The sequence below is a fragment of the Micromonospora pisi genome (genome assembly GCF_003633685.1).
Taxonomy (GTDB): Bacteria; Actinomycetota; Actinomycetes; order Mycobacteriales; family Micromonosporaceae; genus Micromonospora_G; species Micromonospora_G pisi.
Genome location: NZ_RBKT01000001.1, coordinates 2278651 through 2296973, shown reverse-complemented (window position 1 = coordinate 2296973; position 18323 = coordinate 2278651). Strand labels below are relative to the sequence as shown.

The 18323-nt window shown below is 70.7% G+C and carries 20 protein-coding genes and 1 pseudogene; 8 read left to right on the top strand and 13 right to left on the bottom strand.

The genetic code is table 11. The features are described 5' to 3' along the window. Positions 1–88: 88 nt before the first annotated feature. Positions 89–847, bottom strand: coding sequence for a class I SAM-dependent methyltransferase family protein (locus BDK92_RS09125; protein WP_246016914.1), 759 nt, complete (start codon positions 845–847; stop codon positions 89–91). 51 nt (positions 848–898) lie between these two features. Between BDK92_RS09125 and BDK92_RS09120 the strand changes: the two genes are divergently transcribed. Beyond that, complete coding sequence (locus BDK92_RS09120) at positions 899–1915, top strand: NAD(+)/NADH kinase (RefSeq protein ID WP_211349158.1); 1017 nt, start codon at positions 899–901, stop codon at positions 1913–1915. Positions 1916–1956: 41 nt separating this feature from the next. On the opposite strand, the gene BDK92_RS09115 is transcribed toward BDK92_RS09120, so the two are convergent. After that, on the bottom strand, positions 1957–2328 hold the full coding sequence (locus tag BDK92_RS09115) for a nuclear transport factor 2 family protein (RefSeq protein ID WP_121156327.1): 372 nt from the start codon (positions 2326–2328) through the stop codon (positions 1957–1959). Positions 2329–2501: 173 nt separating this feature from the next. On the opposite strand from BDK92_RS09115, the gene BDK92_RS09110 reads away from it, so the two are divergent. Further along, positions 2502–4622, top strand: coding sequence for a HelD family protein (locus BDK92_RS09110; protein WP_121156326.1), 2121 nt, complete (start codon positions 2502–2504; stop codon positions 4620–4622). 72 nt (positions 4623–4694) lie between these two features. Here the strand turns inward: BDK92_RS09110 and BDK92_RS09105 are convergent, their stop codons facing one another. The 5 genes from BDK92_RS09105 to BDK92_RS09085 form a co-directional block, all read right to left on the bottom strand. Further along, the gene (locus tag BDK92_RS09105; protein WP_121156325.1) at positions 4695–5147 is read right to left on the bottom strand and encodes a hypothetical protein; all 453 of its coding nucleotides are present in this window, start codon (positions 5145–5147) and stop codon (positions 4695–4697) included. Between the two features lie 28 nt (positions 5148–5175). Next, entirely contained in the window at positions 5176–6087 is a 912-nt protein-coding gene (locus tag BDK92_RS09100) for a ParA family protein (RefSeq protein ID WP_121156324.1), read from the bottom strand. A gap of 126 nt (positions 6088–6213) precedes the next feature. After that, positions 6214–6699, bottom strand: a complete 486-nt coding sequence (locus BDK92_RS09095) for a hypothetical protein (RefSeq protein ID WP_121156323.1) — start codon at positions 6697–6699, stop codon at positions 6214–6216. Beyond that, entirely contained in the window at positions 6696–6974 is a 279-nt protein-coding gene (locus BDK92_RS09090; RefSeq protein WP_121156322.1) for a helix-turn-helix transcriptional regulator, read from the bottom strand. Before BDK92_RS09090 ends, BDK92_RS09095 begins: the two co-directional genes overlap by 4 nt. A 95-nt stretch (positions 6975–7069) precedes the next feature. Then, entirely contained in the window at positions 7070–7738 is a 669-nt protein-coding gene (locus BDK92_RS09085; RefSeq protein ID WP_121156321.1) for an MOSC domain-containing protein, read from the bottom strand. Between the two features lie 141 nt (positions 7739–7879). On the opposite strand from BDK92_RS09085, the gene BDK92_RS09080 reads away from it, so the two are divergent. Next, a complete protein-coding gene (locus tag BDK92_RS09080; RefSeq protein WP_147456946.1) occupies positions 7880–8782 on the top strand; it encodes a hypothetical protein in 903 nt (300 codons plus the stop codon). A gap of 34 nt (positions 8783–8816) precedes the next feature. Here the strand turns inward: BDK92_RS09080 and zwf are convergent, their stop codons facing one another. Both zwf and BDK92_RS09070 read right to left on the bottom strand, forming a co-directional pair. After that, positions 8817–10319 (bottom strand): glucose-6-phosphate dehydrogenase, encoded by a 1503-nt coding sequence (gene zwf, locus BDK92_RS09075; protein ID WP_121161857.1) that lies wholly within the window; start codon positions 10317–10319, stop codon positions 8817–8819. A 191-nt stretch (positions 10320–10510) separates the two neighbouring features. Then, positions 10511–10975 carry a GNAT family N-acetyltransferase gene (locus BDK92_RS09070; RefSeq protein WP_121156319.1) on the bottom strand — a complete coding sequence of 155 codons (465 nt, stop codon included), beginning with the start codon at positions 10973–10975 and terminating at the stop codon, positions 10511–10513. Positions 10976–11062: 87 nt separating this feature from the next. Between BDK92_RS09070 and BDK92_RS40195 the strand changes: the two are divergent. The 4 genes and pseudogenes from BDK92_RS40195 to BDK92_RS09050 all read left to right on the top strand — a co-directional run. Continuing rightward, positions 11063–11328, top strand: a pseudogene (locus BDK92_RS40195) (VOC family protein); the annotation flags it as partial. A 68-nt stretch (positions 11329–11396) separates the two neighbouring features. Beyond that, positions 11397–12038: a class I SAM-dependent DNA methyltransferase gene (locus BDK92_RS09060; protein WP_121156318.1), complete on the top strand. Its 642-nt coding sequence runs from the start codon at positions 11397–11399 to the stop codon at positions 12036–12038. 349 nt (positions 12039–12387) lie between these two features. Next, on the top strand, positions 12388–13638 hold the full coding sequence (locus tag BDK92_RS09055) for a cellulose-binding domain-containing protein (RefSeq protein WP_121156317.1): 1251 nt from the start codon (positions 12388–12390) through the stop codon (positions 13636–13638). Between the two features lie 169 nt (positions 13639–13807). Beyond that, complete coding sequence (locus tag BDK92_RS09050) at positions 13808–14272, top strand: VOC family protein (protein ID WP_121156316.1); 465 nt, start codon at positions 13808–13810, stop codon at positions 14270–14272. On the opposite strand, the gene BDK92_RS09045 is transcribed toward BDK92_RS09050, so the two are convergent. Further along, on the bottom strand, positions 14269–15042 hold the full coding sequence (locus tag BDK92_RS09045; protein WP_211349156.1) for a methyltransferase: 774 nt from the start codon (positions 15040–15042) through the stop codon (positions 14269–14271). The two genes, BDK92_RS09050 and BDK92_RS09045, sit on opposite strands and share 4 nt — an antisense overlap. Before the next feature lie 58 nt (positions 15043–15100). Next, positions 15101–15985, bottom strand: coding sequence for a LysR family transcriptional regulator (locus tag BDK92_RS09040; RefSeq protein ID WP_121156315.1), 885 nt, complete (start codon positions 15983–15985; stop codon positions 15101–15103). A 104-nt stretch (positions 15986–16089) separates the two neighbouring features. Here BDK92_RS09040 and BDK92_RS09035 point away from each other — a divergent pair, with 104 nt between their 5' ends. After that, a complete protein-coding gene (locus tag BDK92_RS09035; RefSeq protein WP_121156314.1) occupies positions 16090–16953 on the top strand; it encodes an oxidoreductase in 864 nt (287 codons plus the stop codon). 28 nt (positions 16954–16981) lie between these two features. Here BDK92_RS09035 and BDK92_RS09030 read toward each other — a convergent pair whose 3' ends face one another. Both BDK92_RS09030 and BDK92_RS09025 read right to left on the bottom strand, forming a co-directional pair. Continuing rightward, positions 16982–17872, bottom strand: a complete 891-nt coding sequence (locus BDK92_RS09030) for a cellulose binding domain-containing protein (RefSeq protein WP_121156313.1) — start codon at positions 17870–17872, stop codon at positions 16982–16984. A 35-nt stretch (positions 17873–17907) separates the two neighbouring features. After that, a complete protein-coding gene (locus BDK92_RS09025) occupies positions 17908–18318 on the bottom strand; it encodes a roadblock/LC7 domain-containing protein (RefSeq protein ID WP_121156312.1) in 411 nt (136 codons plus the stop codon). Between the last annotated feature and the right edge of the window lie 5 nt (positions 18319–18323).

Genomic DNA, 18323 nt, shown 5'->3' with positions numbered 1-18323 from the left:
CTGAGCGCGGCGGGGACGCCGACTGAGCGGGTCGGGGCCGGCGGCCGACCGGTCGTCGGCGCCGCCGGTCAGCGCGGAACCCGGTCGCTCACCCGGTGAAGCGGAAGTAGCGGGCGGTCGGGTCGAAGGGGGCCGGTGGGGCGGCGAGCTGGTGCAGCCCGACACTGAAGTGCAGGTCGGCGGGGGCGACAAAATCCCGCTCACGGAAGCCGGATTCGGCGAACCACTGCCGCAGCGCCGGGGTGAGGTCCGGCTCCTGCCGGTGCCGGGTCCAGATCACGAAGGCGTCCGGGGCGCAGAGCTGGGGCAGGGCCGCCACCGTGGCCCGTACGTCGGCGTCGGTGATGTTGCCGAAGACGCCGCACATCAGCACCACGTTGGCGGGTACGGCGTCGGCGTACGGGGTGGCGAGTCCGGCGTCCGCCTCGACCACCTCGACCCGCCCGTCTAGTCCCGCCGCGCTCGTGTCGGTCCGCGCCCGGGCCGCGTTGTCCGGGTCCCACTCGACCAGCCGGGCCCGTACGTCGATCCGACGTGGATGGTCGCGGAGCACCCCGATGACGTCACGCCCCTGGCCGGCGCAGGCGCTGACCAGGCGGATCGGGCCCGGAGCGGTGCCGGCGAGGGCCCGTCGCAACTGCTCCTGGACCGCCTGGAGGCGCTGCCGCAGTGGTGACCCCGGCTGGTCGTACGCGTCGTGCCAGGCTTTTCCGTAGCGGTTGGTGCCACTGTCCGCAGTCACGATCTCCTCCAGGTGACTCGTCCGCTCCCCGCCCATCATCGGTGACCAGCCGGCTTGTTCGCTCACCGCGCCGGCCCCACCGTCGATCAGGTCCGTAAGCTGCACCTGATCGGCTCCGCGCCGCCCGTGCGACAGGGGTGGGCGAGGGGCCGGTCGGTGGCGACGGAGGAGAAACGAGAGATCATGGGGCGCGAGCGGATCGGTCTGGTGACGCACACCGGCCGGCAGGCTGCGGTCGAGGCGGCCGACGTGGTGCGGCGCTGGGCGGCGGCACACGACATCGAGGTCAGTGACACCGACGTCTGGGGGCCGGACTGGGCGCACTGCCACCGGCGCAACGCGGTCGACGAGGCCGAGGCCGCCGGCCACCCGGCGCTCGTCGTCACGGTCGGTGGCGACGGTACGTTCCTGCGCGGCGCCCGGGTCGCGGCCGAGGACGGCGTACCGGTGCTCGGCATCAACGTCGGCCGGGTCGGGTTCCTGACCGAGGTCGAGCCGTCCGAGATCGACGCGGCGCTCGACGCGTACTTTTCCGGGCAGGTGCAGCTGGACGAGCGGCTGATGCTGACCCTCTGCGCCTCCCGGCCGCTGGAGATCCCGGAGGGGATGCAGGACCTGCTCCGGTACGGACGTGGCCCGCTGCTGCCGCCACCGCCGCTGCGCGAGTCACCGGTGCCGATCGACCGGGCCGGGGTGGCGCTCGACGTCACCGCGCTCAACGACATCGTCTTCGAGAAGCTCGCCCGCGACCGGCAGGCCAGCCTCGGGGTCTATCTCGACGAGAGTCTCTTCACCTCGTACTCGGCGGACGCCCTGGTGGTGGCGAGCCCGACGGGTTCGACCGCGTACAGTTTCGCCGCCGGTGGCCCGATCCTGTCGCCACGGCTGCGCGCGCTCGTGTTGACCCCGGTCGCCGCGCACATGGTCTTCAACCGCAGCATGGTGGTGGCGGCCGACGAGGCGGTCTCGGTACGGGTGCTCGACCACTCGGGGGCGGTGGCGGTGAGCGTCGACGGGCAGTTGCGCGGGGTGCTGAACCCGGGGGACTGGGTGACGGTGCAGCCGGCCGCGACGCCGGCCAAGCTGGTGCGGCTCCACTCGTCGCACTTCTACTCCCGGCTGCGGGAGAAGTTCTCGCTCGCCGGTGCACCGGCGGCGATCGCGGACAGCTGACGCCTTGACGACGGCCCGCCAGCTGGTCGGCGGTTGGCGGGTCAGAGCAGGGTGCGGGCGTACTCGGGATTGGTGTAGTCGCGCCAGGCTTTGATCTTGCCGTCGTGTATCTGGTAGACCGCCATGTTCATGATCGTCGCGACCTGCTTGCCGGCCAGGCCGAGGCCGTGCACCTGCTCGGCGAGGACGATGCTGCCGTTGACCGCCTGGTTGACGGTCTCGAACCGTACGGTTTCGAAGTTCTGGAACACGCCGCGCCAGACCTCCAGCACCTCGTCCCGGCCGTGTACCTCTCTGTCGCCGTAGTTGTGGAACACCACGTGCTCGTCGAGGAACGGCTCCAACAGCTCGACCTTCTTCTCCGCGAAGGCGTCGACGAAGTTCCGTACCAGGGTGTCGTTGTCGATCGCCATCGCACGCCTCCGGAAGTAGGCACTTGTCGTGCAATTCTATAAAAAGTCAGCGTTGGCCGGCCTGGAACGGCCCACCCCGCGATGACCGATCCGTCGATATCCGCTCCCTCTCGGTGACGGTACGGTGAGCCGGTCCATCCGGTCGGTGACCGGCTGAGCGGGCGGGGGCCGGTATGCACTCCAGATCAACCGAGATCGCTACCGAGCAGGCGTATTTCGACACCACAGCGAAGCATCGGGACCGGAAGATCAGCGAGCTTGGCGGTCTAGTCCGTGCCGCCGCGAACTCCGGCGCCGCCGCTCACCTGCACCGGCACGCCGAGGCTGCCCGCCGGGCGATCGGCACGGCCGACGACGCGGTCGCGTTCGGGCGGGTCGACCACGAGACCGGCGAGACGCTCTACCTCGGTCGGCATCTCATCCGCGACGACAATGCCGAGGTGCTCGTCGTCAACTGGCAGGCTCCCGCCGTCGCCGGTTACTTCGAGGCGAGCCACCAGGAGCCGCAGGGCCTGCGCCGCCGCCGCACCTTCGACTGCACCGGCAACACCATCCGGGACTTCACCGAGGTGATCTTCGCCGAGATCGCCGAGACGGTGGACCGGCACCTGCTCGCCGACCTGGAGCGCGGCCGCACGGGAGAGATGCGGGACATCGTGGCGACCATCCAGGCCGCCCAGTTCGCCCTGATCCGGGCTCCCCGGGACCAGATGCTCGTGATCGAGGGAGGCCCGGGCACCGGCAAGACGGCGGTGGCCCTGCACCGGGTCTCCTGGCTGCTCTTCACCCACGCCGAGATGCTCAACGCCGCCGACGTCCTGATCGTCGGACCGCACCCCACCTTCATGCGTTACATCCGTACGGTGCTGCCGGGGCTCGGCGACGCCGAGGTGGAGCTACGCGACATCGGCCGGCTGGCCCCGACGGTGGCGAGAGGACGGGTCGAGCCGGCCGAGGTGAGCCGGATCAAGGGTGAGGTGCGGATGGCGGGGCTCCTCTCCCGAGCCGTGGAGGGACGGATCGGCGTACCCGAACCCGCAGAACGTCTCCTGGTCGACGGGCGGTTCGTCACCGTGCCCGGCGCGGAGGTCGCCGAGGCGCTGGACCACGCTCGGGCGGCGGAGCTGCCGTATCTGGGACGACGTCAGCTCTTCCGCGACCGGCTCGGACAGATCGTCGCCGACCGTACCGGCGGGGCGGCGCCGGCCGGCGGGTCCGCCCTGGCGAATCTGGTCGAACGCCTCTGGCCGCAGCAGACCGCACCGGCGTTCCTCCGCGACCTGCTCGGCTCCCGCAGTCGACTGCGCGCCGCCGCCGGCACCGACTTCACCGCCGAGGAACTCACCCACCTGCACCGCCGAAGCGCGGACCGGCTCTCCCAGGAACTCTGGTCCGCCGCCGACCTCGCCCTTCTGGACGAGCTGGATCACCTGGTCAACGGGGCTGGCCGGCGGTACGGGCACGTGGTCGTCGACGAGGCGCAGGACCTGTCACCGATGCAGCTACGCGCCGTGGGCCGGCGCAGCGCCAACGGCTCGTTCACCGTCGTCGGTGACATCGCCCAGTCGACCGGGGCGTGGGCCCGGGACAGTTGGGACGAGGTGACCCGGCACCTGCCGACCCCACACCCGGTCACGGTCACCGCGCTGCGGTACGGCTACCGGGTGCCACGCCCTGCGTACGAGCTGGCGGCCAGGTTGCTGCCGGTGGCCGCACCCGGCGTCACCGCCCCGGAGGTCGTCCGGGACGGCCCGGCGGAACCGCGCACACATCGGGTCGGCCTGACCGAGCGGCCCGGTCGAGTCGTCGCGGTGGCCCTCGAACACGCCGCCGCCGGTCGCTTCGTCGGCATCGTCTGCCCGCCGCGTTGCCGTCGCGAGGTCGAAGCGGCGCTCGCCGAGAACGGGGTCGAATGGCACAGCGCCGACCGGGGCGAACTGGGCGGGTCGATCAACCTGGTCAGCCCGCAGGAGGCCAAGGGGCTCGAATTCGACGCGGTGGTGGTGGTCGAGCCGGCGGAGATCGTCGCCAGCGACGAGCGGGGACATCGCCTGCTCTACGTCGCGTTCACCCGGACCACCGGCCACCTCGACGTGGTCTGCGTCGGCGACCCGCTGCCACTGACCGCACCGGCCCGTCCCACCCGGGGCGACGACGACCCGCCCCGTGGTCTTACCGCCCGGGAGGTACGACGCATCGCCGAGCACATCGCCGGCCAGATACGCGGCGCCGCTCCCGAGCCCCACTGGGACGAACTGCTCGCCGAAGTCACCCAACTCCTACGCCCGGAGTAAGGAAGGGCCCCTTGTTATCGCTTTCGGTATAGGAAGGGCCCCCTGTTAACCGCCGACGGGCGGACGTGCGGCTCAGCTTTCGGTGGGTGTGGTGCGGGCGATCGCCTCCGAGGCGAGCCGGCGGCCGACGGTCCACTGCACGATCTCCTGGACCACGGCCGGCTTGGTGGCCCGGCTCGAAACGGTGATTCCCAGCTCCCGGGCCAGCACCCGTAGCTCGGTCACCTTGAGCCTGAGGTCGTCGAGGTACCGGGTGGCGGCGACCCGGTCACCGATCGAGACCAGATCGGCCCGGACCTGCTCCGCCGAGACCGGTGGTGGTGTCGGGGTGGCCGTCGTTCGGGTCGCGGTCGTACGGGTCCTCGCCGTCCGGGCCGGTGCGGCCGTACCCGTGGCCGGCTCCTCGGTGAGTTGGAGCCGTATCCGGCCGCCAGCCAGGTCCGCGAGTTGGTCGGCCGGCAGCGTACGGATGAACTCCGCCACCCGGAGCAGGACGGCGTGGGACAGGTCGGCCGGGCTGGTCACGTCTACTACTCCCTGATGACGGAACGTGCTAAGTGCGGATCTTGGCCAGCAGTTCGCTGGCGAGCTGCTGGAGTTCGTACTGGATCATCGCGTTGGCGTTCGGCACGAGCACCGCCGGGATGCCGTGCTCGCCGGCGGTGCCGAAAATGGTCTTGTTCTCCCGGATCATCTGGTTGAACACGGGTACCTCGATGTTCCCGGTCTGGCCGATGTAGTTACGCGAGGCCAGGAGCGGGCCGCTGCTGCTGTACTGGATCATCGTGAAGACCACGCCGAGAAAGTGCGGATCGATCTGCCCGGTCCCGTCGCCTGCCACCCGGTTGTAGTCGCGGACAAGTTCGGAGACCTTCTTGCGCAGGTAGTCGATGCCGAGGGTGGAGAGGTAGTCCGCCTTCGCCGGAATCAGGATGTGGTCGCTGGCCACGATCCCGGTTCGGGTCACCATAGTGAAGTTCGGCGCGCAGTCCAGTAGGACGAGGTCGTACTCGTCGAATGTCGGCTCGTCGAGTGCATCGGAGAGGGCACGGTGCAGCTCAAGGAAACGCGGACTACCGTGCTGGAACCGGGAGCCGCCGAGCAGGGCGGCGAAGTCGAGGTCCACGTCGACCAGACCGAGGTGCGAGGCGACGAGGTCCAGCCGACCCGGGCCCCGTTCCGTGATCGCCTTGTTGACCAGCGGTGGGGTCACCACGTACCGGCGCAGTGGTTGCGTCGGCGTGGTTTCCAGCACCGAACCGAACCACTGGAGGATGGTGCGTTCGTCGGCGAGGTCGCGTTCCCACTCGTCCGGTTTGAAGAAGGAGAAGGTCAGGCTGGCCTGCGGGTCCAGGTCGATCAGCAGGACCCTGAGGCCACGGGTGGCAAGCTCCGCACCGAGGTTAGCGGTCAGGGTTGTCTTCCCGACGCCGCCTTTGTAGTTGATTACCGAGATGATGGTCACTGTGGACACTGCTGCGTCGACTGCACGGGCGTACGCATGACCGGCAGCATGCCACGACGGGGCTGGCGCGATCGACCCCTGACGCTCGGTGAGCGTGCCTCTCGCGTCCCCGTCCGCCAGGCCGACTCAGATGTCGGCGCGGAACGCGGCGACCAGGTTGGGCAGCACCAGGGCGAGGTGGAACGGCACCACGATCGCGGCGGTGACCAGACCCGGACCCGGGGCGGGTAGGTCGAGCATGCCCCAGAGCGCGATCACCGCGAGCGCCGTGGTGAAAAGACCGAACCCGATCCGGTACGCGTCGATGTGGACCTGGCCACGTATCTGCGCCTGCCGCTCGTCGAGCGCCTGCTCCGGCAGTTCCTCCACGCCCCGGGTGGCGGCCTTCAGAGTGCCGAGGAAACCGACCGCGCCGACCACCACCAGTGCTCCCACGACGATGGTGAGCCAGGTGGGGAGCTGGGGCAGGACGGCGAGCAGCCCGGCCTCGACCGCCAGGACGCCGATCAGTCCGGCGGCGAGCAGGTGACGGGAACGGGGGTTGCGGTAGCGCTCGAAGCGCGGGTCGTCCAGTACGCGGGCGCGGCGGTCGGCGCGGGTCAGGGTGGTCACGATGACTCCTTGTTGCTGCCGTAGAGCTGCTCGGACAGGGGACGGAACGGGGTCAGCGAGAAGATCGCCTCGATCGGCAGGCCGAACACCTCGGCGATGCGCAGGGCCAGCACCAGGCTTGGGCTGTATTCGCCGCGTTCGAGGTAGCCGATGGTCTGGTAATGGACCCCGACCTCTTCGGCGAGCTGCTTGCGGCTCATGCCCCGTTCGGATCGCAGGACGGCCAGGCGGTTGTAGAACTGGGGCTCACTACTGTCGCTCGTTGACCTCGACATGTAGTAAATATACAACACGTATGAGTGGGTGGCGTACCCGTTTCTGGCCTTGCTGTTGCTCTCCCGGAAACCCGACCCCGAACCCAACCCCGACCCTAGGAGCCGGTACGGCCGGCGAGCCGCTGCCGAACCCCCTCCTTGAGGCTCTCCGAGACCCCGTCCGCGTCGACGAGTCGGGGCAGCAGTTCCGGCTCCAGTAGCCAGGCGCGGAAGCCCTCGGCGATGGTCACCCCGCGAACCGGCCGGTCGACCACGCGTACCTCATCACCGGCACGGACCTCGCCCGGCTCGACCACCCGCAGGTACGCCCCCGGCCGGCCCTCCCGGGTGAACCGCTTCACCCAGCGCGGCTCGGCCATTTTCAGCTGGAAGGTGGCGCACGGGATCCGACCGAAGGTGGTCTGCAGCACCAGGTCGGCGCCGATCCGCCAGCGTTCGCCGATGAGCGCGCCGTTGACGTCCAGCCCGACCGTGGTCAGGTTCTCGCCGAAGATCCCGCCCGTGAGCGGGCGCCCCAACTCCGCCTCCCACCAGTCGTAGTCCTCCCGGGCGTACGCGTAGACCGCCTGGTCGTCGCCCCCGTGATGGGCCACGTCGAAGATCTGGTCACCTACCACTCCGCTGCCCAACCCGGTGGTCTTCGGTCCGGGCGCGCGGACCGCCACCGGGCCGCTCACCGGCTGCTTGTTGATGCCGGTGACACCGACCGACTTGGCGCTGTTCGGCTCCGGCACAGCCAGGTTGACCGAGAGAATCATCCCCATGGATCTGACCCTACCCACAGTCACCACCGATTTTCCGCGCGCCAGGCTCCCCCTGGTTAACAAGGGGCCCTTCCTCTACCGAAAGCGATAACAAGGGGCCCTTCCTTTCGCGGGGTCGGGTGGGGGCGGTTCAATGTGCGCATGGTTGTGCGAATCGACGCGGAAGCGGTGCGGGGCGCGGTGGATCCGGAGATCTACCGCGCGGCAGAGGCACTGCTGGCCGCCGGCAGGCTGGGCCGGATCGTCGAGGTGAACGGCGGCGTCGTCGCGGCCGTACACACCGACAGCGGCGCGACCGCGTACGAGGTGTGGGTCGGGGTGGTGGACCGGGCGTTCAGCAGCGAGTGTGACTGCGCCGGGCCGGAAACCGATCCGGAGGAACTCTGCGCGCACGCGGTCGCGGTGACGCTCACCGCACTGGCTGACGGTTTCCCCTGGTCGGCGAACGCCACCCCGCCGTCGACCACCCAGGTCGACCCGGAGGTCCGCCGGCTCGCCGACGTCGCCGCCACCCTCCCGGTCCGCCGGTTGGCCCTGCTGGTCGCCGAGCACGCGGTCACCGACCGTCGGCTTGAGGCCCGGCTGCTGACGTACGCCGGGGAACTGGACGCGCCGACCGAGGACGAGCTGGCTGACGTACGCAAGGTGGTGGAGAGCCTGGCGGCCGAGGCGACCACCGGCCAGTGGGACCTGTACGACGTGGCCAAGGCCGGTCAGCAGATCGTCGAGGAGTTGGAGGTGCTCGCCCAACGACCCGCCACCGAGGCGACCCTGCTGACGGTCGAGTACGCCGCCCGGCGCTGGGACGCGCTGCTCGGCCTCGTCGGCGAGGCCGCCGACGACGAGGATTTCGAGGAGATCGGGTCGGCGTTGCGCGCGGTACACGTCCGGCTCTGCCTGGAATCGCAGGCAGAGCCGGAACCGCTGGTCGAACGGCTGCTGGACATCATCGAGGCGGCGGAGACCGGCGCCTCGTGCCTCGACCGTCCGACCGACTACCTGCCGGTACTCGGCCCCGACGGCGTCGCCGCCCTGACCGACTGACCGACCCGGCGGGCCGATCGACCAGTTTGCACGATCAGGCGTCGCCGCCAGGGTTGCGCCACTTCCGCCCGCTGCGACCGATCAGGCGGTCGGCGTCGGTCGGTCCCCACGAGGCGGCCTCGTACGTGGGGATCGGGGAGTGGTCCTTGGCCCAGTGCTCGATGATCGGGTCGACGATCCGCCAGCACTGCTCGACCTCGTCGGTACGGATGAAGAGCGTCGGGTCGCCGAGCAGGGCGTCCAGCAGCAGTCGCTCGTACGCCTCCGGGGACTCCTCGCGGAACGTCTTGTCGTACGAGAAGTCCATGCTGGCCGTGCGGACCCGGAACGAGTGGCCGGGTACCTTCGCGCCGAAACGCAGCGAGATGCCCTCGTCGGGTTGGATGCGCAGGATCAGCGCGTCAGCGTCCAGCTCGGTGAGCTGGTCGGTCGGGATCGGCAGGTGCGGGGGGCGCTGGAACTGCAGCGCGACCTCGGTGACCCGGGCCGGCAGCCGCTTGCCCGTACGCACATAGAACGGCACCCCGGCCCAGCGCCAGTTGTCGACGTTGAGCCGCATCGCGGCGTACGTCTCCGTGCGCGACAACGGGTCGACGCCAGGCTCGTCCCGGTAGCCGGGCATCAGGTCGTCCCGGGTGCCGCCACGGGTGTACTGACCACGTACGGCCAGGTCGGCGATGTCGCGGTCGGTGGGGAGCCGGATCGCCTGGAGCAGCTTCACCTTCTCGTTGCGCAGCCCCTCGGCGTCGAACGAGGCCGGCGGCTCCATCAGGGCGAGCGCGAGCACCTGGAGTACGTGGTTCTGCACGATGTCGCGCATCGCGCCGGCACTCTCGTAGAAGCCGCCCCGGGTGCCGACGCCGAGGGTCTCGGCGACCGTGATCTGCACATGGTCGACCCAGCTACGGTCCCAGATGGGCTGGAAGATCGAGTTCGCGAAGCGGAGTGCGAGCACGTTCTGGACGGTGTCCTTGCCCAGGTAGTGATCGATCCGGAAGACCTGCGGCTCGTCGAAGCTGGAGTGCACGATCGCGTCCAGTTCGCGGGCCGTGGCCAGGTCGCGGCCGTACGGCTTCTCGATCACCAGCCGGGCGAACGAGCCCGGCCGGGCGTGGTTGAGTCCGGCGCCGGCGAGGCCGTTGATCACCGGCTCGAAGGCCTCGGCGGGGGTGGAGAGGTAGAACAGGCGGTTGCCGGCGGTGCCGCGTTCGGCGTCGAGGCTGTCGAGCGTCTCGGCGAGGCGCTTGTAGGTGTCCGGGTCGTCGTAGCCGCCGGAGACGTACCTGATTCCGCCGTCGAGCTGCGGGTGGTCGCGCAGCCCTCGGCCGTTGATCGCGGAGTCAGCGAACTGCTCGTCGCTCATCGCCGTCCGAGCGACGCCGACGAGGGCGAATTCGCGCGGCAGGCGGTGGTGGCGGGCCAGGCTCGCCACCGCGGGGATCAGCTTGCGTCGGGTGAGGTCGCCCGAAGCGCCGAAGATCACCAGCGTGGCGGGCGGCGCGCTGCGTTCCTGAATGAGCTGAGGGGCCTTGTCCATGGTCCGTAAGTCCTCCGACCGCGCGAGACGGTTCGACCGCGCGACTGCCTGGATGATGTTGTCGAGAACGCTACCCACATGGCGTTAACGGATGCCGACCGCCCGTACTCCGAAAGGCCCTCAGGTGACCACTGCCACAGGGGGCGGGGGCGACCAGGTGACCGCAGCCACAGGGACCGGCCGGCTCGGAGTCAGTCGATGGAGGGGCGCCACTGGAACCAGCGTTGGCCGTCGCGGAAACCGGAGCGGAGATAGAGCGGGACAGCCCGCTCACCGGAGTGCACCGTGACGTGTTCCAGCTCACGGTCGCGCGCCTGCGCCAGTACGGCGTCGAGCAGCGCCGCGCCGATCCCGCCGCCGCGCAGCTCCGGCACGACGTACACCGACTGGATGTCACCGGTGCGCCGGTCCATCCGGGTGGGGGTGGGCACCCGCGAGGCCAGCATCAGCCAGGCCATGCCCGCCAACCGGTCGTCGACCTCTGCCACGAACGCCAGGTGGGTGGCGCGATGGTCGATCATCCAGGTGCTGAAGAAGTCCAGGAAGCTGGCCCGGTCCGGACCGGGCTGGCCGCGTTCCTCGACCCGCCAGCGCCAGTTCAGCCGGGCCAGTGCCGGCGCGTCCTGCGTCGTTGCCTGTCGCACAGTCAGCCGCATGAACCGATCTTCGCCCGCCCGGGTCGGTGATGTAAGGAAGGGCCCCTTGTTATCGCTTTTTGTATAGGAAGGGTCCCTTCCTAACGCCTGCTGATGCTCGGTTGGCCGGACGCGTCCTGGCACCTGGAACTGGTCGGCGGGGCGAACCTCGCGGTGTCGCCCGCACCCACCGCCGAGGACCTGTTGGTGCTCTACCTCGGCGGGCCGCTGGACGAGACGCTGGTGGCCCGGCTGGAGCGGCCGGTGGCCGGCGGGTCTCGCAGGGTGCCTACTGGGACCGGTGGGGCGTCACGGTCGAGGACCCCGACGGCTACCGGTTGGTGCTCTCCACCCGATCCTGGTCGAACGCCTGACGTCGAATCGAGCGCACCGATGTCGGATCGAACGCCTGACCCGGCGTACGGGACTAGTCTCGTCGACCATGACCGAGCCCTCCTTCCTGGCAACCACCCGGGCCGGCTACGACACCATCGCCGTGCCGTACGCCGAGATTTTCGCCACCGAACTGGAGAGCAGGCCGCTGAGCCGCGCGCTGCTCACCGCGTTCGCCGAGACCGTGGGCGGCGCGGGTCCGGTGGTCGAGGTCGGTTCCGGGCCCGGTCGGGTGACCGCGTACCTGGCGGAGCAGGGGCTGGACGTCTCCGGTGTGGACCTGTCACCGGAGATGGTCGCGCTGGCCCGCCGGACGTACCCCGGGCTGCGCTTCGATGAGGGCTCGATGACCGCGCTGGACCTGGCGGACGGAGCGCTCGCCGGTCTGGTGGCCTGGTATTCGATCATCCACATTCCATCGGCGCTGCTGCCGGAGGTGTTCGCCGAGTTCCGTCGGGTGCTCGCTCCCGGGGGTCAGCTGCTGCTCGCCTTCCAGGTCGGCGACGAGGCGCTGCACCGTACGGAGGGGTTCGGGCGTACGTTCTCGCTCACCTTCCACCGGCTGTTGCCGGAGCGGGTCACCGAGTTGCTGGAGCGCGCCGGTTTTGTGGTGGATGCCCAGCTCGTACGGGCGCCGGACGAGCGTGAGAAGGTGCCGCAGGCCCACCTGTTGGCGCACAGGGCGGCGTAACCCGCCCGTTCGCCGAGGTTCGCCGTCAGGCACCCTCCCGCCCTTCACGGTCGTCTCCCCGGTGGCCACGTCGGGCGGTGTACCCGCAGCCCTCGGCGGTACACGCCGATCGGGGTGACGATGCTGGTCGGCCGGTTGTACGAATAGATGCTCGTGGATAGCATGAGCGGGTGTCGTCGCCGGCACGGGTACGGGCTGATCCGACCGCCGGCGGTGGACACCAGAAGCACCGGAGCCGGGTGGCGGCCGTCCGCGCGATGCGGCGCGGGGGCCGCGTCGTCGTCGCAGCAACGCTGCCGGCGGTCCGGCTCGCCCGGCCCCGGCGGCCGGTCGAGAGGATCCACCCGTCATGAGGCTCATCCCCGCACGCCGCCGCGTGCCGCTGCTCACCGCCGTGGTGACCGCGCTCGCCGCGAGCGTCGTCACCCTGGCCGGCCCGACCCTGGCCCCGTCCGCCTCGGCGGCGGCGAGTTGTCTGGTCGACTACCGGGCGAACCAGTGGCCCGGCGGCTTCACCGCCAACGTACGGCTCACCAACGGCACCAACCCGATCACCGGATGGACCGTCACCTGGACCTATCCCGGCGCCGACCAGCGGGTCACCAACGGCTGGAACGCCCAGGTGAGCCAGGCCGGCGCGGTGGTCACCGCGACCAACGTGGCCTGGAACGGCGGCCTGCCGGCCGGCGGCTCGACCGAGTTCGGGGTGCAGGGCAGCTACACCGCCGGCAACCCCGCACCGACCGGATTCACCCTGAACGGTGTGCCCTGCAATGACGTGGGGCCGACCACCGCCCCGCCGCCGAGCACCCCGCCGCCCACCGTCCCGCCCACGACCACCCCACCGCCGACCATTCCACCGACCACTCTTCCGCCGACCACCCCGCCGCCCACCACGCAGCCGCCGAGCGGCTGCGCCTCGGCCGCGTTCTGCGACGGCTTCGAGACCCAGACCAGCGGTACGCCGACCGGCACCTGGAGCGTGAACTACCCCGACTGCCAGGGCACCGGTACGGCGTCGGTCGACAGCACGACCGCGCACCAGGGCACCCGGTCGGTACGGATCAACGGCAGCACCGGCTACTGCAACCACGTCTTCGTACGGGCGAACCACGACTTCACCGGACTCGGGCCGGTACGGTTCGGCCGCCTCTGGGTACGCCACACCACCGCCCTGCCGACCCAGCACGTGACCTTCCTGGCCATGCGGGACGCCGGTGACGGCAACCGGGACCTGCGGGTCGGCGGCCAGAACGGGGCGTTGCAGTGGAACCGGGCCTCCGACGACGCCACCCTGCCGGAGCAGAGCCCGGCCGGGGTCGCGTTGAGCCTGGCCCTGCCCACCGACCGCTGGACCTGTCTGGAATGGGTGGTCGACGGGGCCCAGGGGAGACTGCAGACCTGGGTCGACGGCGCCGCGGTGGCCGGGCTGACCGTCGACGGCACTCCCACCCACGACATCGACGGTCAGTGGCTGAACCGGGCCAACTGGCGACCGAACCTGACCGACCTGCGGCTCGGCTGGGAGAGCTACGGCGAGGGCGCGGACACCCTCTGGTTCGACGACGTCGCCATCGGCACCAGCCGCATCGGCTGCTGACGAAGGAAGGGCCCCTTGTTATCGCTTTTTGTATAGGAAGGGGCCCTTCCTAACGTCCGTGGGGCGGGAGGGCTGCCTCCCGTAAGACGGGGGTTTAGTTCTCGCCGATCGGGGATCCGGGAGGAGCCGACCCAGGGGGATGTTGCCGCCGAGCCCGAGGAGTGCGCAGATGGTGCAGGTCGTACCCGACTATTTCGAACCCGAGGGCGGGGCGGTGCTCACCACCCTGCTGATCGTCCGGGACGTCGACCGGTCGCGGGAGTTCTACGAGCGGGTCCTCGGCGCGACCTGCATCCGGGAACGCGAACCGTGCATCCTGCGCTTCCGTAACAGCTACATCGTGATCAACACGGAGGGCGGGCCGACCGATGACAAACCGACCGTACGTGCCCAGGCGCCGGCCGACTCGCAGACCCTGAGCTGCGCGATGAACATCCGCGTCAACGACGTCCACGCGGTCTACGACCAGTGGAAGTCACGCGGCGGTGAGTTCCTCACCGAGCCGAAGGACCATGGCGTCGAGATCCGCTGCTACCTGCGCGACCCGGACGGCTACCTGATCGAGGTCGGCCAGGCGGCCGGGATTCTGGAGATGATGGGCCGCGCCCCGCGCCCCGCTCCCGCGCCGATCTAGGAAGACCACCCGACTCGGCCGTCCCGTCGGACCACGCGGAAGGTGGAGTAGGCGACCTGCCAGCCCTCCTTCAGCAGGGACTGGTGGGCGATCTCGGTGGCGGTGAAGCCCGTCTCGTCGACCAGGTGGCGCAGGTAGGCCAGGTCGCCGGAGCTGCCGAAGAAGACGAGCATCCGGCCACCGGGCGCCAGGTGTCGCCCAGCCGCCCGGAAGAACGTGGTCATCGCCCGGTAGTTCTCGTCCGTACTGGCGGCCTCGAGTTCGTCGCGCGGGGCGAACCAGCGGAACGGTGGATCGAAGACGATCAGGTCGAAGACCCCGTCGACGGCGCTGAAGACGTCACTGTGGCGCACCTCGATCCGGTCGGCCACCCCGTTCCGTTCGGCGTTGCGGGTGGCCGCCTCGACCGCGTACGGGTTGATGTCGACCGCCACCACCCGGGTCGACCGGGACGCCGCCAGGATCGCGTTGACGCCGCTGCCGGTCCCCATGTCCAGCACCCGGTCGGTGTCGCGTACCTCGGCCAGCACCGCCTCGCCGAGCAGGTGGGACACGCCGGTGATCGGTTGCACCTGCGGCGGGACGACCAGCGTCCGGCCGAGGTAGTCGAACGTCTGGCCCGGTCCCGACAAGGAGCCCGCCTCGGCCCGCGCCTGCGCGTACGCGCTCTCGTGCCACGCACGGACACGTTCGGCGTACTCGGTCGACATCATCGGCACGTGTGCGGGGAAGTCGGACGAGGGCGGGGACGGTGGGGACGGCTCGGCCATGTCCGGCACTCTAGGCATGCCCGCTCGCGTCCGTACACCAAAAAATCGCCTCGGGCGGTCAGGTGACGGTGGCGAGTTCGCGGACCACCTCGGCGAAGCCGAGCACCAGGGAACTGTGGGTGTCCTCGGCCCAGGCGAGGGCGACCCGAAGCGGTGGGACGTCGGTGAGCGGTACCCAGGCAAGGTCCGGGCGGGCGTAGTACCGGGCCATGCTGACCGGCGCGAAGCAGATCGCGCCGCCCTCGGCCACCTGTTCCAGCATCTCCTCGACGTTGTCGTTGGTCGGCCCCCAGCGCGGGCTCGACCCGTCCGGCCTCGGGTTGACCGCCCACCAGTCCACCCACTCGCGCGGTGCGTGCTCGGTCCACATCAGCGGCTCGTCGTTGACCTCGAGTACGGAGATCCCGACCCGGTTCGCGAGCCGGTGCCCGACGGGCAGCCCGACGACGCGGGGTTCGGTGTGCACCACCTCGACGTGCAGGCCGGTGAGGTCGGTGGGGAGCCAGACGAAGGCGACGTCCGCCCGGCCGTCGCGCAGTGCCGCCGCCTCCTGGCCCCAGTCGAAGCGCTTGGGCTCCACCCGTACGCCTGGGTGGCGGCGGGCGTATTCGGCCCGGGCGCGGGTGGTCAGCTCGCCGGCCCCACTGGCCTCGAACCCCACCCGCAGTACGCCGGTCTCGCCGCGCCGGTGCCGTACCGCCGCACCTGTCACCCGTTCGGCCTGCCGCAGCGTACGGCGGGCCTCGGCGACGACGTCCCGCCCGGCGGCGGTCGCGGTGACGCCCCCGGCGTGCCGGTCGAACAGCCGTACGCCGAGCTCGGACTCCAGGTTCCGGACCGCGTACGACAGGGCGGGCTGGCTCACGTAGAGCAGTGCCGCCGCGCGTCCCATGTTCCCCTCGTCGGCAATCGCGACGAGGTAGCGCAGCTGGCGCAGCTCCATCCGGCAATGATAAGCCGCGCTTATCGGGTCAGTGATCTTCTGTATTGGACCGGTCGGCCGTGAGCTGGGAAAACTTGACTGTCACCCACAGTTTGGAGTCCCACATGAGTACCGACACCCCCACCCGGACGGCGACCGGCCGGGTCTGGTTGATCACCGGGGCGTCCTCCGGGCTCGGCCGGGCGATCACCGAGGCGGCACTCGCCGCCGGCGACACCGTCGTGGCCACCGCCCGCCAACCCAAGGCGCTGCACGACCTGACCGAGGCACACCCCGGGCGGGCTGTCGCGGTCCAGTTGGACGTCACCGACCCGGTACGCGTCGCCGCCGTGGTCGCCGAGACCGTGCTCTGGTACGGGCGGATCGACGTGCTGGTCAACAACGCCGGTTTCGGCCTGGTCGGGGCGGTGGAGGAGACCTCCGAACAGGACCTTCGGGAGCTGATGGAACTGCACTTCTTCGGCCCGGCCGCGCTCACCCGGGCGGTCCTGCCGCACCAGCGCCGCCAGGGCTCCGGCGTGATCATCCAGATGAGCAGCATCGGAGGCCGCCTCTCGTTCGCCGGGGTCGGTGCGTACTCGGCGACGAAGTTCGCCCTGGAAGGGCTCTCCGAGGCACTCGCGGCCGAGGTGGCCCCGTTCGGGATCAAGGTGCTGATCGTCGAACCCGGTTCCTTCCGGACCGGGTTCCACGCTCGCGGCACGCTGCGGCAGTCGGTGCCCGTACCCGGGTACGAGCAGACGGTCGGCCCGCTCCGCACCGCCCTGCCGGACAGCGACGGCAGGCAGCCCGGCGACCCGGCCAAGGCCGCCGCAGCGATCCTCGCCGCACTGGCGGCCGAGCGGACCCCGCTGCGGCTGCCGCTTGGCAACGACGCCGCCGACGGCGTCTTCGCGCACCTCGACGCGGCCCGCGCCGAGGCACTGGCCTGGGAGCCGACCAGCCGGGCCACCGACGTCGACGGCTGAGCGGCCCGATCCCGCGCCGCGTGTTGCGTCAGGGTGTGGCGCAGGGGCGGGTGTCGATGGTGCAGGCGGTGGGGGCGGAGTCCAGGCCGACACCGTCGACCCGGAACTGGAAGCTGACCGAACCACCGGCCGGCGCCGGACCGGTGTCGGCGGCCGGCACGAAGGTCCAGGTGGTGCCCGCCTGCGTGGCCTCCGCGCCGGTCACGTCGCGCACGCCCATCGGTGCCCGGGGCAGGGTGATGGTGACCGTCCACCGGTCAACCGGGGCACGCCCCGGATTGTCGACGGTCACCGTCATCCGGTACCCGAGCAGGGTCGGGTCCTCGATCGTGTAGCTCGCGGTCAGCGGAACCGCCGGTGGTGGCGCGTCGGGCGTGGTGCCGGACGCCGGAACCCCCGGCGCCTGCGTACCGGCCGGGGGCACGGCGGGTGGTGCCACCTCCGGCCCGGGCTGCCCGGTCCGTACCGCGGCCGGGCTCGCCTCGCTGCCCGGGGTGCCGGGGTCGGCGGTGCCGCCCACCCCCTGCTCGGCCGGGGGCGCCACGTGCAACGGCGTCACCCGTTCCGGCGTACGGAGGACGAGCGCGATGAGCAGCACCAGGGCGCCGAGCACCGCCGCCGCCCCGGCGACGAAGCCCACCCCGATCGGCCAGCGCCCGAACGGTGACCGGGGTGACCGATCGCCGTCCGGTCCCGCCCCACCGCCGCGACCGGCCGCCGGGGCGAACAGGTTACGCACGGCCGCCGCCGCGTCGAGCACGGTGTCGAGGACCGCCACCGCCACCGTCCGGGGTGGACCGCTCCGAACCAGCTGCGGCGGTTCGGTCTGTGGCGGTTCGGTGGGTCGTGCCTCGACACTGCCCGGTGGACGGTCCGGCGACCCGAGTCGAAGGTCACCGGTCTGCTCGTCCGGATTCACGGTCCGTACCCCATCTCGATGTTCGAATCCCCAGCTCACCCTGCGGCCGGGTGCGGCGGCGCGGGTTCGAGGTAGACCGGCAGGTGGTGATGTGCCTGCCCGGCGAAGAGCGCGACTTCGTACGCGACGTCGCCGACCTCCACCTCACCGTCGAACCGTACGGTGAGGATCGCGCCGCCGCGAGTCGTGGCGATGAACAGGTACGCCCGTCGCATCTGCACGATGATCTGCCGTACGGTTCCGGTCTCGGTCTGCCGCCCGGTCGCCACGGCGAGCGCGTGCAGCCCGGCCGTCACACTCGCGACCTGCTCACCGAGTTCGTCGTCGACCTGGTTCGAGGCGGCGAGCGGTAGGCCGTCGGGGGAGAGCACCATCGCCAGGTCCGCCCCGTCGACCCGGGTGACCAGGTCGTCCAGGAGCCGGGTCAGGTTGTCGGTCGCGACCATCGGGA

Coding starts and splice junctions, on each gene's coding strand:
- BDK92_RS09070 (WP_121156319.1), bottom strand. CDS start 10,975: ATGCGGCTGACTGTGCGACAGGCAACGACGCAGGACGCGCCGGCACTG.
- BDK92_RS09080 (WP_147456946.1), top strand. CDS start 7,880: ATGGTTGTGCGAATCGACGCGGAAGCGGTGCGGGGCGCGGTGGATCCG.
- BDK92_RS09060 (WP_121156318.1), top strand. CDS start 11,397: ATGACCGAGCCCTCCTTCCTGGCAACCACCCGGGCCGGCTACGACACC.
- BDK92_RS09050 (WP_121156316.1), top strand. CDS start 13,808: ATGGTGCAGGTCGTACCCGACTATTTCGAACCCGAGGGCGGGGCGGTG.
- BDK92_RS09025 (WP_121156312.1), bottom strand. CDS start 18,318: ATGGTCGCGACCGACAACCTGACCCGGCTCCTGGACGACCTGGTCACC.
- zwf (WP_121161857.1), bottom strand. CDS start 10,319: ATGGACAAGGCCCCTCAGCTCATTCAGGAACGCAGCGCGCCGCCCGCC.
- BDK92_RS09040 (WP_121156315.1), bottom strand. CDS start 15,985: ATGGAGCTGCGCCAGCTGCGCTACCTCGTCGCGATTGCCGACGAGGGG.
- BDK92_RS09115 (WP_121156327.1), bottom strand. CDS start 2,328: ATGGCGATCGACAACGACACCCTGGTACGGAACTTCGTCGACGCCTTC.
- BDK92_RS09045 (WP_211349156.1), bottom strand. CDS start 15,042: ATGGCCGAGCCGTCCCCACCGTCCCCGCCCTCGTCCGACTTCCCCGCA.
- BDK92_RS09090 (WP_121156322.1), bottom strand. CDS start 6,974: ATGTCGAGGTCAACGAGCGACAGTAGTGAGCCCCAGTTCTACAACCGC.
- BDK92_RS09085 (WP_121156321.1), bottom strand. CDS start 7,738: ATGGGGATGATTCTCTCGGTCAACCTGGCTGTGCCGGAGCCGAACAGC.
- BDK92_RS09055 (WP_121156317.1), top strand. CDS start 12,388: ATGAGGCTCATCCCCGCACGCCGCCGCGTGCCGCTGCTCACCGCCGTG.
- BDK92_RS09035 (WP_121156314.1), top strand. CDS start 16,090: ATGAGTACCGACACCCCCACCCGGACGGCGACCGGCCGGGTCTGGTTG.
- BDK92_RS09110 (WP_121156326.1), top strand. CDS start 2,502: ATGCACTCCAGATCAACCGAGATCGCTACCGAGCAGGCGTATTTCGAC.